10 protein-coding genes are annotated in these 13,135 nt (G+C 61.6%); 6 read left to right on the forward strand and 4 right to left on the reverse strand.

Features of this window, described 5'->3' with window-relative positions:
* Positions 1–40: 40 nt before the first annotated feature.
* Complete coding sequence (locus RT460_RS12230) at positions 41–502, reverse strand: hypothetical protein (RefSeq protein WP_313319237.1); 462 nt, start codon at positions 500–502, stop codon at positions 41–43.
* An 87-nt stretch (positions 503–589) separates the two neighbouring features.
* Here RT460_RS12230 and RT460_RS12235 point away from each other — a divergent pair, with 87 nt between their 5' ends.
* Complete coding sequence (locus RT460_RS12235; protein ID WP_313319238.1) at positions 590–2,668, forward strand: gluconolaconase; 2,079 nt, start codon at positions 590–592, stop codon at positions 2,666–2,668.
* A 90-nt stretch (positions 2,669–2,758) separates the two neighbouring features.
* Here RT460_RS12235 and RT460_RS12240 read toward each other — a convergent pair whose 3' ends face one another.
* The 3 genes from RT460_RS12240 to RT460_RS12250 all read right to left on the reverse strand — a co-directional run bounded on the left by RT460_RS12240 (position 2,759) and on the right by RT460_RS12250 (position 9,795).
* The gene (locus tag RT460_RS12240; RefSeq protein WP_313319239.1) at positions 2,759–5,740 is read right to left on the reverse strand and encodes a TonB-dependent receptor; all 2,982 of its coding nucleotides are present in this window, start codon (positions 5,738–5,740) and stop codon (positions 2,759–2,761) included.
* A gap of 338 nt (positions 5,741–6,078) precedes the next feature.
* Entirely contained in the window at positions 6,079–9,180 is a 3,102-nt protein-coding gene (locus RT460_RS12245) for a TonB-dependent receptor (RefSeq protein WP_313319240.1), read from the reverse strand.
* 240 nt (positions 9,181–9,420) lie between these two features.
* On the reverse strand, positions 9,421–9,795 hold the full coding sequence (locus RT460_RS12250; RefSeq protein WP_313319241.1) for a YciI family protein: 375 nt from the start codon (positions 9,793–9,795) through the stop codon (positions 9,421–9,423).
* Positions 9,796–9,959: 164 nt separating this feature from the next.
* On the opposite strand from RT460_RS12250, the gene RT460_RS12255 reads away from it, so the two are divergent.
* The 5 genes from RT460_RS12255 (at position 9,960) to RT460_RS12275 (ending at position 12,978) form a co-directional block, all read left to right on the forward strand.
* Entirely contained in the window at positions 9,960–10,391 is a 432-nt protein-coding gene (locus RT460_RS12255) for a YciI family protein (RefSeq protein ID WP_313319242.1), read from the forward strand.
* Positions 10,392–10,415: 24 nt separating this feature from the next.
* Positions 10,416–10,859, forward strand: a complete 444-nt coding sequence (locus tag RT460_RS12260; protein WP_313319243.1) for a VOC family protein — start codon at positions 10,416–10,418, stop codon at positions 10,857–10,859.
* A complete protein-coding gene (locus RT460_RS12265; RefSeq protein ID WP_313319244.1) occupies positions 10,856–11,263 on the forward strand; it encodes a VOC family protein in 408 nt (135 codons plus the stop codon). Before RT460_RS12260 ends, RT460_RS12265 begins: the two co-directional genes overlap by 4 nt.
* A gap of 13 nt (positions 11,264–11,276) precedes the next feature.
* Positions 11,277–11,633, forward strand: coding sequence for a DUF1428 domain-containing protein (locus tag RT460_RS12270; protein ID WP_313319245.1), 357 nt, complete (start codon positions 11,277–11,279; stop codon positions 11,631–11,633).
* Between the two features lie 94 nt (positions 11,634–11,727).
* Positions 11,728–12,978, forward strand: a complete 1,251-nt coding sequence (locus RT460_RS12275; protein ID WP_313319246.1) for a sigma-70 family RNA polymerase sigma factor — start codon at positions 11,728–11,730, stop codon at positions 12,976–12,978.
* Positions 12,979–13,135: the final 157 nt, after the last annotated feature.

Here is a 13,135-nt window from a genome sequence, read left to right on the forward strand (position 1 = left end):
TGGCTCTGGCGAAGCTCAGTGTTTGCCTGCAACTCCCCACTCAACCCACTCGAGCTTCACGCAAACGCAACTGCTCCCAGCCAACGTGGTGCATCAATTCCCGCACCACCACCAGCGCGGCGACGAAATCCGCGCGCTCCGGCAATCCCGCGTTCTTTGCCGGCGTCCCCGCCGCCACCTGCGCCAGCTGGTTGAATGCGCGTTCTACCTCGTCGATGTCCAGCTCCAGGATCGGCTGCGCTGGATAGACCAGCAGTTCGGGCAGCGGCGCAAGCACGGCGTCGGCACATTCCAGTACCGCGTCCGGTTCCAAACGCAGGGCCGGAATCCAGGGCATCAAGGCGTCCTCGGTGCTGGCGATGGCCTGCTCCAGGGCCTGCTCAGAAGGGGGAAAGCGCTGCAGGCCGTCCGCCAACAGCGATGCCAGCGACAGCGGCAAGCGGATGTTGGTTGTGTGCCCGGCCTGCAGGCGGATCTGGTCTTCTTGCAGATACAGATGCATACGTTTCTCCTACGGACAGGGCTTTCGGCGGTTCCGCCGCGGGCCGTGAGCGTCTATCGTGCCGGGTCCGTCGTGGGTTGGGTGTACATGGATCGCAAATATTGGGTAGCAGCCGTCATTGTCCTCACCGGTGCAGCACTGGCCGCCAGCTTCCTGTGGCCGCGCACGCCTGCACCGCTGGCGCCTGCGGCTACACCGCTGGGCTGGCAGGCACGTATCGACCTGTTGGGCGGTGATGGTGTGGCCGGCAGCACAACGGGCGTGGCCGAGCAGGCACGTTTCAGTGATCCCTGGGGCGTAGCGCTGGGCGGCGGCGTGCTGTTCGTTGCTGATGCCGGTGACAACAACCGCATCCTCTACCGGGGGCTGGATGGCAGCTTCCAGGTCCTGGCCGGTGGGATCGAGGGCTTTGCCGACGGGCAGGGCAGCAGCGCCCGCTTCAATACGCCTTCCGGTATCGCGTTGGATGCGCATGGCAATCTGTACGTGGCCGACACCGGCAACCACGCCATCCGCCGTGTCACCCCGCTGGGGCAGGTCAGTACCGTGGCCGGTGATGGCACCCCGGGCTTTGCCGACGGGGCCGCCGCGCAGGCGCGTTTCAATGGTCCGATGGGCGTTGCCGTTGGCGCTGATGGGCGCGTGTATGTGGCCGATACCTGGAATGACCGCATCCGTGTGATTGCTGCCGACGGCAGCGTCAGCACCCTGGCTGGCGGTGCACTGCCGGGCTGGGCCGATGGGATGGGGGCACTGGCGCGCTTTGATACCCCCACCGATCTGCAGTTCGACAGCCACGGCAATCTATGGGTGGCTGACCTGCAGAACAATGCGCTGCGTACCGTCGCCAGCAACGGCATGGTCAGTACGCGGGTTGGCATACCCGACGGCGAGCGCGTTCTGTGGGGGCCGATGAGCTTGGCGATCACGCATGACGACGTGGTTTATGTGGGCGAACGGCTCAGCGGGCGCGTGGTGCAGTTGTCGCCGCACGGCCACATCGTGGCGGTGGCCGGCAACGATGCGCAACGCTTCGCGCGGCCGGCGGGTTTGGCGCTGGCGCCCGACGGCAGCCTGCTGCTGGCCGATGCCGATGCTTACCGCATCCATCACCTTGTGCCGCGCACCGCTACTACTGGCGAGGTTGCACCGCAGCTGGGGCCGTCAGCCGACAATCCGTTGCCGCGCAACCAGGGCCGCTGGCCGTTGGCGCCGCAGCTTGGCTGGCACGAAGTAACCGGCACCCTGGGGGAAGTGAGGGGCAATTTCAGCGGCGAAAGCCGTCATCACCTGCACAGCGGCTTCGACGTGCGCGGCGACGTCGGCCAGACGGTACTGGCCATCGCCAGTGGCAAGGTCAGCAGCCCAGCGTCCACCTGGACCCTGGGCGGGCAGGCCGAAGGCCTGTCCCTGGACAAGCTCGACTACATCCATATGAAGGTTGGCCGCGACGCAGCCAACCGCGCGCTGGATCCCAATCGCATGCAGTTGGTACATGACGAGGCCGGCCAGCTTGAACGGGTGCGCGTGCGGCGCGGTACGCGCTTCCAGGCCGGTGATGCGTTGGGCAGCATCAACAACCAGGCGCATGTGCACCTGGCGGTGGGGCCGTCCGGCTATGAACGCAATGCCGTGCGCCTTGGCTTCTCGAACTATGCCGACCACGTTGCGCCGAAGATAGACGACATCGCGTTGCTGGACAGCAACAACCAGCGGCTGACCGAAAAGCTGGGCGGCCGCCTGCGCATTGCGCGCGAGAGCAATGGCCTGCAGTTGGTGGTGGAAGCCTGGGACCAGGTGGACAATAACCTGCCACGTCGCCGCCTGGGCCTGTACAGCCTGGGCTATCAGCTGCTTGATGCCGCGGGTCGCCCCGTGCCGGGTTATGAGCAGCCGCACACCAACCTCATATTCAACCGCATGCCGCCGCAACGCGAAGCGGTCAAGATGGCCTATGCCGCCGACAGCGGCATTACCGTGCACGGCAGCAGTAGTACGCGTTTCCGTTACGTGTTGACCAACACCGTGCGTGATGGGCTGCTGGCCGACGGTGCGTTGCAACTTGCCGGACTGCAACCAGGCAACTACACGATCCGCATAAGCGCGAAGGACTTCAGCGGCAATGAGGCAATGGTGGGGCGTGAGTTGCAGCTGCTGCTGCAGTGAGCGTGCCTGTACCCCTATAAAAAAGCCCCGGCACATGGCCGGGGCTCAACTACATCCATTGGAGAGATTGCTTCGTTACGGGGCTTCTGATCAGAAGTCGTAGGAAGCGGTCAGGCGCACCGAGCGCGGCGCGGTGTAGTAGGTGCCGATGCCATAGGTTGCCGAGGTCTTCTTCGGGCCGACTTCGTAGCTTGGATCGCTCTGCAGCGGCTTCAGTTCGTTGAAGACGTTGAAGACGTTCAGGCCGAATGCGAGCTTGTGCTCGGCGAAGGCCGGACGGTACTGCACGCCCAGATCCAGACGCTTGGTCCACGGCTGGCGACCTGCATCACCCGGGCGCGACGGCTTGCCACCGCAATAATGGTAGGCCGACTCGTAACCCATCGGATCGGTGATATCGGTGCCGTAGTAGCCCAGGCAGCTCTTCGGCATGCCTGAGGCGACGCTCAGCGTTGCCGAGGCGGTCCACTCGTCATTGAACTGGTAAGCACCAAAGCCCTTCAACTGGTGGCGACGGTCGTTGGCCAGGTAGCCACCGGCGTACTCCATCAGGTAGGAGCCGTCCCAGTCCTGGGTCTTGGACACGTCGTCCTGACCGATATCCGACTTCACCTGGCCTTCGGTGTTGCCGAAGCTGCGTGACCAGGTGTAATCGACGCGGCCGTACCACTTGTCGGTCATCGGATGTTCCAGGAACAGGTCGACGGCGACGTAGTCACGCTTTGCCTTCTGGCTGCCGAAGCCCCAGTCGTGGCCATTCATCTGCAGCTGGGTGTAACCCGAGCCATCGACGTTGGCCAGCATGAAGGTGTTGGTCTTGCCCGGGTTGAAGATCAGGCAGCCCGGGATGGTGACCGAGTCCGGATCCACGCCAGCAGCACTGAGCTTGTCAGCCATGCGGTCCGGATCGCAGACGTCATCGATCGCAGCCTGCAGGCGGCGATAGGTGACCTTGGCGCCGGTGTTCCAGGATTCGCCCAAGGTCTTTTCGAAACCGAGGATCAGTTCGTCCTGGTACTGCGACTTGAGGTCGGTGGGTGCGACCGAGTACGGATCCGGTGCAACACCGTATTCGTTGTTGGACGACACCGGACCTGGGCCCAGAGCGGTCAGGCCAGTCGGGTTGCCGTCGGCATCGATGCCCGAGTAGGTGAAGTACTCACGGGTGTACGTCGAGGCCGATGCACCACGGATGGCCACGCTGTTGGGCAGGGCCAGGTAGTAGCGACCCAGGTTGGCGAAGACCTTCAGCGAAGAATCACCGAACACGTCCCAGCTCACGCCAGCGCGTGGCGCCCACTGGTCACCGCTCTCAACATAGGCAACCGCCGAGCTGTTGAAGTTGGTGAACTTGTCATTGCGAACGCCCAACGTTACCAGCCAGTTCGGAGTGATCTGCCAGCGATCTTCCAGGTAGTAGGCTTTCTGTTCGACGCTCATGCTGGTGGTGGTGGAGAAGATGTACTTCTGCACCATGTAGCCTTCACCGCCCGGGGGAGCGATGTTGAACTTGCTGTTCGGCGATTCGTTCGGATCAACCTGCGAATAGATCCACGCATAACCCGGGCCGGTCATCGACTGGCCTTCGTTGTGCGCGTTGTAATACATGTTGTCGATACCGGCGGTCAGCTCGTGGTTGCCGATGCGGTATTCCAGATCCACGCGCAGTCCGCGGGTCTTGCTGCCTGCGTCGTTGGCCTTGCCGGCATTGGTCGCCTGCGAATTGCGGATCGGGGAGCCGCCGGTAATTGCCGGATCCTGATACGCGGAGCCACTGATATACGGCAACGGAGAATCGCTGGGGTTGGACGCAAGATTGTCCTGCTTGCTGCGGCCGTAGGTGGCGCTCAAGGTCAAGTCATCGGTCAGATAGCCGGTGTACTTGAAGATATCGAAGGTGTCCTTGATCTTGGTGGTGTTCGGATAAACACCGGTGCGATCGCCGCCACTCAGGTCATCGTAGTCAAAAGCGGTGTAGTAACCGGCCTGGCGGTCGGTGTTCTGGATACGCGTGTATTCCAGCGTGTTGTTGTCGTTGATGTTCCAGTCGATCTTGCCGTAGAACTTCGGCGAGCTGTAGCTGTAGTTATTGCGTGCCTGCTGCGCAGATTCGATGCTGTTGGTCGAAACACCATCGGTCTTGTCGGCCTCGGCGGCGAGCTGCACGAACAGGCGGTCTTCGATCAACGGGCCGCTGACGTAGCCGCTGTAGGTGGTCTGGGTTTTGCCGTCGCCGTCACGGTAACGGTAGATGGAGCCGTCACCTGGATACACGATGTCACGCGGCGAGGCGGCCAAGCTTTTCGGCGACCAGGTGGTCTGCACGCCGAACTTCCACTCGTTGGTGCCACGTGCGCCGAGCTGGTTGATTACGCCACCGGTGGAGCGGCCGTAGCGGGCGCTATAGCCGCCGGTATAGGTTTCCTGCTGATCGATGGAACCATAAGGCAGGCTGACGCCACCCAGATAGTTCAGTGGATTGGTGACGTTGTAGCCGTTGATGTAATAGGCGTTCTCGGAAACGCTGGCGCCACCGAAGGAGAGCACCGAGCGCGAGCCGTTGGTGAACTCGCCGCTACCGGCGATCACGCCGGGCGCGAGCAGCGCGATCGCTTCGGCACTACGGCCCAACGGCAGCACCGCCAACTGTTCGGAGGTGACGACGGACTTGGAGACGGTGTTGCTGACGTCGATGGACGGCACGCTGGCAGCGGTAACAGTCACCGCATCCAGCGTGGTGGCACCTTCGGCGCCAAAGGAAACTTCGGTGCCGGCGCCGACGCGCAGCAGCACGTTCTCGCGCTTGTCGATGACCTGGCCATCGCGTTCCAGGCTGATGGAGTACTTGCCCACCGGCAACGAGCCGAGGTTGTAACGGCCGTTGGCGTCGACGGCGACGCTGCGCTTGAGGCCGGATTCGTTCTGGACGGTGATGGTGGCACCGGCGGCTGCCGGCGCATTGCCGAACAGGGAGCCGGTGGTGCTCTGGGCAGCGGCGGCGCCGATGACAGAGGTCAGGATGACAGCCAGCGCGGTGCGCTTGAGCTTGGTGACTTTGGTGCTGCGAGTCATGGAAGTCCTTGGATCAGTGAAAGACGACGAACTGCTGTTGCAACCACCCTGCAGTGAAATGTAGGTTTCATTACAGATGAACGAAATATTAATTTCACTTGATTGCAATTTGCAATATCAGGTGAAACTAATTTCAAGCTATTGAAGTTAAAGGAGTAATTCTGTTGCCGTGGTGTTTTGCGCCTGTTCATTTACGCAAGTCCTGCTCATGTGCCTGGGTGGATGGGGCGCGGGGCCATTCTTCAGGCCCAAAAAAAACCCCGGCCGGAGCCGGGGTCAATCACGTGTCAGAGAGTCAGTCCATGCCCTTCTAAGGGGCACTTTTTGCGCGCAGAGGCTTAGAAGTCGTAGGTCGCCGAGAACATCACATAGCGCGGGGTCTGGCGGGCGATCGGCACCATGTAGGTGTTGGACACGGTGTAAGGACCTTCTTCCGACGTCACATCGACCTGGGTAGCCTTCTGGTCGTTGAGCACGTTGAAAACCTGCATGCTGAAAGTCACCTTGTCATCGAAGTAGGCCGGGCGATAGGTCAATGCCAGGTCGACGTTCTTGGTCCAGGGGTTACGGCGTGAGCCGGGCTTTGCAATGCTGCCGAGGCAGGTGTGGTAGGCGGCGTCGTAGCCGATCGGGTCGGCTGCGGAGGTGCCTTCATTGATCGAACCATCCGGGTTGTAGTAGCCCAGGCAGCTGATCGGCGAGCCTGACATGACGCGGATGTTTCCGCCCACCATCCATTCCGGGGTGATGGCATAGCTGCCGAACAGTTTGAGTTGATGGCGACGGTCATTGGCAAGGTAGCCATTGGCGAAACGCATCATTTCCGCAGCGTCCCAATCCTGGGTCTTGGAAATGTTGGTCTGGCCGAACTCGGACTTCACCTGGCCTTCGTTGTTGCCCTCGCTCTTGCTGTAGGTGTAGTTCAAACGGCCTTCCCACTTGCCATCGAACGGATGTTCAAGATAGAGGTCCAGTGCCTTGTAGGTGCGCTTCACGCCCTCGTCGAAGCCCCAGTCCGCACCGTTCATCTTGACTTCGGTACGCCCTGAACCGTCGACATTCTTGAGGCTGAAGGTATTGGAACCGCCCGGGTTGAACATGTAGCAGCTTGCGATTTCGACCGAGTCGGGATCGATGTTGCCAGCGATCAGCTTGTCGACGATCTTGCCGCTGTCGCAGATGTCGTCGATGGATGATTTCAGATCGCGGTAGGTCACCTTGGCGCCGTATACCCAGTTTTCACCCCAGGTCTTCTCAAAGCCCAGGATGTACTCGTCCTGGTACATGTTTTTCATGTCCTTGGGCGCAAACGCCAGGACATCGATCGGCACGCCGTACTCGCCGTTCGAAGAAACCGGACCAGGTGCTGGAGCACCGTCCACACCCGGCACATCGACCAAGCCAGTGGGCAGGCCGTTGGCATCAACGCCAGTGTAGGTGTAGTACTGGAAGGTGTAGGTGGACGCCGAAGCGCCGCGGATGGCGACGTTGTTGGGCATGGCCAGGAAGTAGCGGCCGGCATTGCCGAACACCTTCAACGAGGCATCGCCCATGACGTCCCAGCTGAAGCCCAAGCGCGGCGCCCATTGATTCTTGGCATCCATGTAGGCTTCGCCGGCGTCGTTCTTGTTGGTGAACTCGTCGTTGCGCAGACCTAGCGACAGCATCAGGTTGTCGGTGACCTGCCAGCGATCTTCCAGGTACCAGGCCTTCTGGTCCAAGGACATGCTGGTGTTGTTGAAATACTTGAGTTGACGGACGTAGTAGCCGTCGCCGCCAGGGGCACCTACACCGAGCGACGGCGAGATGTTGGCCGAGCCATCCGTGGCCTTCTTGTACTCCCAGTAATCGGCAACCTGTGAGGTGCCCTCGTTCTTGGCTTCGAACTTGATATTGTCCACGCCAAGGCTGAGGGTATGGTCGCCCACCACCCACTCAAGGTCCGCGCGCAGGCCGCGGGTCTTGTCCTTGGCATCAATCGACTGATAGCCACCCTGAATGTTCTTGACTTCGTTGCCACCGTTGGCAGCTGGGTTCTGGAATGAAGAGCCCACGATGTACGGCGCGCCGGGGATGATGCTGGGATTGACCTGGCGGTTGGTGAAATCGCTGGTGCCGTAAGTTGCGTTCAAGGTCAGGCTGTCGGTCAGGAAGCCTGTGTATTTCAAGACGCGGTAGTCGGTCTCCTTGATGATGGGCGTAGGCACGGTCGCGAGCCTTGCGCCTTCCTTGAAGGTGTCCAGGTCGTAATCACGATAGCTGCCGCTGTAGTCATCATTCTGCTGGAACCAGGTGGCCTCCAGCAGGTTGTTGTCGTTGATGTTCCAGTTGATCTTGACGTAGTACTTGGAGTTGTCGTCCTCGGCATGCACGCTGCGCGGATTGCCCAGGGTATTCGGGTTGGTCACCGAATCGGTCTTGTACCACTCGCCACCAGCGAAGAAGAACAGCTTGTCCTGGATGATCGGGCCACCAACGTAGCCGCTATAGCGCGTTGAACCGAACTCCACGCCCTTGCCGCTCTGGTACTTGGTGCCTGCCAGGTCCGGATCTGCATAACCCCACTGGCACTTCTCATCCTTATCCACACCACAGGTAGAGGGAAGATTGGCGTTGGAGTTGAACTGCGACAGGTCAATATCGGGCAGGTACAGGTCATCGCGACGCGAGCGCAGTGACTTGGGAGCCCAGTCGATCTGCGCGCCGAACTGCCAATCGTTGGTGCCGCTCTTGCCGACCTGGTTGATAACGCCGCCATCGGAGCGGCCGTACTTGGCGCTGTAGCCGCCGGTGTAGGTTTCCTGCTGTGCAACCGCGACGAAGGGCAAGCCCGAGCCACCGAGGTTGGAGAGCGGCTCACCGGTGAAGTAGCCATTGATGTAGTAGGCATTTTCGGAAGCGCCGGCACCACCGAACGAAACCAAGTTGGCCAGCGCGGTATAACCGCCGGCGCCGGCAACGGCACCCGGGGCGAGCATCGCAATGGCTTCAGCGGTGCGGCCGATCGGTAGGCGCTTGAGCTGTTCAGCGGTGATCACGGTACGGGTATCGACTGCGGTCAGGTCGATGGCTGCTGCTGCGGTGGCAGTGACATTCACCGTCTCCAGCGTCGAGGCGCCACCGCTGGCAAACGAGGCATCCGTGCCGGCGCCCACGATGACCGAGACATCGCGGGTACCGATGACCTGCCCATCGCGTTGAACGTTGATCTTGTAGTTGCCGATCGGCAGCGAGCTGATGCTGTAGCGCCCATCGGCATCAACCGTGGCGGTGCGCGAGAAACCGGAATTGTTGGTCACCTGGACGGTGGTTCCGGGCGTAGCCGAAGGCACGGTGCCGTAAATGCTGCCTGTGGTGCTCTGGGCGTAGGCGCCGCCAGCAATGCACAGGCTCAGGGCAGCGCTCAGCGCGGCCCGCTGAATGGTCTTGCGGTGGGTCATCTCTCTCTCTCCAAATAGATGGTCCTGGCAGGCCTCAAGTCAGATGCCTAAACCCCAGGTGAACGAAAGATAACGCTGGTTACGGCTGAAAGTTAATGGACGTTCATCAAAAATCGCGTAAAAATTTTTATTTACCAATTAAAACAACATGTTATGTGTCAAGCCAATTCTATCGTAGGTGAATGCTTAGCCTGCGTAGGCTTAACAGGCCGCAGGAATCGATTGCAACGCTAGTCCGCGTCATAGGCGCAGTCGATCCCGTTCCACAGACAGGTCATCCACTGCCCGCACCTCGATGCTGCCGTACGCGGCCCACGGGAACTGGCGTGCGATCTGCATGGCCTGGGCGGCATCGGCCGCTTCGATCAGATTGAAGCCGGCCAGGATCTCGCGGGTTTCGGCGAACGGTCCGTCGGTGACGCGCGGCTGGCCGTGGCGGCTGCGCAGGGTCTGGGCTTTGTCCGCGGACTGCAGCCGTTGTGACATCAGCAGGGTGCCTTTGGCTTGCAGGGCATCGGCGTGCTGCAGGCAACCCCGCATAAGTGCGTCGTAATCGCTATCGGGCAAGGTCTGCAGCAGCTCTGGGTCGATGTAGATCAGGAGCATGAACTTCATGGGGCCGACCTGTTGGGCAAGAGGCGGACATCATGTCGCAAAGCCCATGGCGCAGTGCCGCATGAACAAATTCATAAAAAGGCCTTGCGTGTGTGTCGAGTTGTACGCCGTTGGTTCGTCGTTCTGGTTGTAAGCAGGCAAACCGCCTGCCACGGAGCACGACGATGAAAGTGATGGTGTTGGTCAAGGCTACGCCCGCCACCGAGGCCGGTGTGATGCCCACCCGCGAAGAGATCACCGCGATGGGCGCATTCAACGAAGAACTGGTGAAGGCCGGGATCATGCTGGCCGGTGATGGCCTGCGGCCGACATCCCATGGCGCCCGGGTGCGCTTTGCCGCCGAAGGGCGCAGCGTCATTGACGGACCGTTCGCCGAGACCCGCGAGCTGGTCGCCGGCTTCTGGATCTGGCAGGTGCGGTCACTGGAGGAGGCACTGGAGTGGCTCAAGCGCGCTCCGTTCACCCCGGATGGCGGCACGCCGGTCGAGGTGGAGATCCGCCCGTTCTTCGAAGCTGAAGATTTCGGCGAGGCCTTCACTCCGGAATTGCAGGCGCAGGAGCAGCGTTTGCGCGAACAGATCGATCACAACAACTGACCCCACCCAGCCAGGAGCACGACAATGAAACTGATTCCATTTTTAGGCTTCAATGGCCAGACCCACGACGCCATGGTGTTCTATGCCAAGGCACTGGGCGGCAGCGTGGTATCGGAAATGAAATACAGCGACATGCCGCCGAGTCCGGACATGGACGGCGAGGGCTGCGGCGGCTTCATGCCGCAGGCCGACCAGGTCGCCCATTGCCAGGTGGAAGCTGGCGGCGCGGTGCTGATGGCTGCCGATGGACCGCAACCCGGTGATGGCAGTGCCACCACGATCAACGTCGATGTGGACAGCATCGAGGAAGCCGAGCGCGTATTTGCCGCGCTCGCCGACGGTGGCCAGGTGCAGATGGCGTTGGCGGAAACCTTCTGGGCGCACCGCTGGGGAATGCTGATCGACCGCTATGGCAAGCCTTGGATGGTCAACTGCATGAAGCCGATGTCCGCCGGAGGTGATGCATGAGTGGTCCGCAGATGATTTTCGTCAACCTGCCCGTACGTGACCTGCCGGCTTCGCGTGCGTTCTTCGGCGCGCTCGGCTACAGCTTCAACCCGCAGTTCAGCGATGAGAACGCCGCCTGCATGGTGGTGAGCGACAGCATCTTCGTGATGTTGTTGGTTGAACCCTTCTTCCAGACCTTCACACCCAAACCGCTTGGCGACGGGCGCAAGCAGACCGAGGTGATCATTGCCTTGTCGGCGGACAGCCGCGATGCGGTGGATCAGCTGCTTGCAAAGGCATTGGCTGCCGGTGGTGCCGAGCCCATGCCGGCGCGCGACTACGGCTTCATGTACCAACGCGGCTTTGAGGATCTGGACGGCCACCTATGGGAAATCGCCCATATGGACGGCATGCCCGACCAGTAACCAGGAGACGATCATGGCTTACATCGATGGCTACGTATTGCCGGTACCCAGCGATAAATTTGGTGATTACCAACGCCTTGCGCGCAAGGCAGGCCGCATATGGAAGGAGCACGGTGCCCTGGCCTATGTCGAGGCCGTGGCAGAGGACGTGAAGCCGGGCAAGCACACTTCCTTTCCGCAGGCGGTCAAGCTGAAAGAGGGCGAAGTGGTGGTGTTTGCCTATGTTCTGTTCCGTTCGCGCGCCCATCGCGACAAGGTCAACGCCAAGGCAATGGCCGATCCACGGATAGCAGGCATGACCCCGCAGAACACGCCGTTCGATGGCAAGCGCATGTTCTGGGGTGGTTTCAAGCCGTTCGTGCAGTTGTGATGCGCGATCGGGATGCGCCTTCCCCTGCGCAGTGGGTGTGGGGGAGGGCGCTGCGGCTTGCAGTGGCCGGGCGACGGTGCTGTCATCACGCGCGATGAGTACCGCGAAAACGCAACGACTGCTCGACACCGTATGGCGCATGGAATCGCCACGCCTGCTTGCGCGCCTGGCACGGATGCTCGGTGACCTGGATAGTGCCGAGGAAGTAGCCCAGGACGCCTGGCTTGCCGCCTTGGAACACTGGCCGCACCAAGGTACGCCGGACAATCCCGCTGCGTGGCTGATGGCCACCGCGCAACGGCGCGCCATTGACCGCCTGCGTCAACGGCGGCTGTACACGCAGCGCCACAGGCAGCTCATCGATGAACAGCAGGACGAGGCCATGGCTGCGCAACAGCCCGAGCATCTGGATGACATCGGTGATGATTTGCTGCGGCTCGTTTTCGTCGCCTGCCACCCGGCGTTGCCCGCCGATGCCCGGGTTGCCCTGACCCTGCGCCTGTTGTGCGGACTGAGCACCCACGAAATCGCCCGCGCCTATCTGTTGCCCGAGCCAACCATTGCCCAGCGCATCGTCCGTGCCAAACGCTTGTTGGCGGAGCGGCAAATCCCCTTCGAAGTGCCACGTCGCAGCGAACTGCCGCAACGCCTGCAGTCGGTGCTGGACGTGGTCTACCTGGTGTTCAACGAAGGCTATGCCGCCAGCAGCGGTGATGACTGGATGCGGCCAGGATTGTGCGAAGAGGCGCTGCGGCTTGGCCGCGTGCTGGCGGGCCTGATGCCGGGCAGCGTGCCCATCCTCGGCTTGCTGGCATTGATGGAGTTGCAAGCGTCGCGGCTGCGCGCGCGTGCAGCAGCCGATGGCGAGGCGGTACTGCTGTTGGATCAGGACCGCAGTCGCTGGGATTGGTTGCAGATTGCGCGTGGGCAGGCGCTACTGGAACAGGCGCAAGCCTTGGGCGGTAGTGACGATCCCTATGTGCTGCAGGCGGCGATTGCGGCGTGCCATGCTCGAGCGCGAGAGGCTGCGGATACCGATTGGTCCGCGATTGCGGCCCTGTATGCCCGGCTGGCCCAGGCGATGCCGTCGCCGGTGGTGGAACTCAATCGCGTGGTTGCTGTCGCGCAGGCGCAGGGGGCCGCAGTGGCATGGACGCTGCTGCAGGGCTTGCTGGGCGACCCGCAACTGCAGGGCTATGCGCCATTGCAAGCAGTGCGTGGTGATCTGTTGGCGCGGTTGGGGCGACATGATGAAGCTGCCCTCGCATTCGCCCAGGCGGCAGCGCTCAGCAACAATGCGCGCGAGCGTGAGAGCCTGCTGGCGCGCGCTGCTGCGAAGCAATGATGTCTGCTATTGGTTGAGGCGGGCTGGAAAGCACTTGCCTCCCATCTGCAGGAATGCTGTCCAGTTCGGGCGTTCGCTTTCAGCGCTCCGATGAGAGAAGAAAAAGCCCCGGCAGTGCCGGGGCTTCAGTGACTTCAGTTTGAGCGATCAGCCTTGC

It is taken from the genome of Stenotrophomonas sp., assembly GCF_032061965.1.
Lineage (GTDB): Bacteria > Pseudomonadota > Gammaproteobacteria > Xanthomonadales > Xanthomonadaceae > Stenotrophomonas.

Bases quoted from the DNA above. Each gene is read 5' to 3' on its own strand.
- RT460_RS12255 (WP_313319242.1), top strand. From the start codon at position 9,960: ATGAAAGTGATGGTGTTGGTCAAGGCTACGCCCGCCACCGAGGCCGGT.
- RT460_RS12230 (WP_313319237.1), bottom strand. From the start codon at position 502: ATGCATCTGTATCTGCAAGAAGACCAGATCCGCCTGCAGGCCGGGCAC.
- RT460_RS12275 (WP_313319246.1), top strand. From the start codon at position 11,728: ATGAGTACCGCGAAAACGCAACGACTGCTCGACACCGTATGGCGCATG.
- RT460_RS12270 (WP_313319245.1), top strand. From the start codon at position 11,277: ATGGCTTACATCGATGGCTACGTATTGCCGGTACCCAGCGATAAATTT.
- RT460_RS12235 (WP_313319238.1), top strand. From the start codon at position 590: ATGGATCGCAAATATTGGGTAGCAGCCGTCATTGTCCTCACCGGTGCA.
- RT460_RS12260 (WP_313319243.1), top strand. From the start codon at position 10,416: ATGAAACTGATTCCATTTTTAGGCTTCAATGGCCAGACCCACGACGCC.
- RT460_RS12240 (WP_313319239.1), bottom strand. From the start codon at position 5,740: ATGACTCGCAGCACCAAAGTCACCAAGCTCAAGCGCACCGCGCTGGCT.
- RT460_RS12265 (WP_313319244.1), top strand. From the start codon at position 10,856: ATGAGTGGTCCGCAGATGATTTTCGTCAACCTGCCCGTACGTGACCTG.
- RT460_RS12245 (WP_313319240.1), bottom strand. From the start codon at position 9,180: ATGACCCACCGCAAGACCATTCAGCGGGCCGCGCTGAGCGCTGCCCTG.
- RT460_RS12250 (WP_313319241.1), bottom strand. From the start codon at position 9,795: ATGAAGTTCATGCTCCTGATCTACATCGACCCAGAGCTGCTGCAGACC.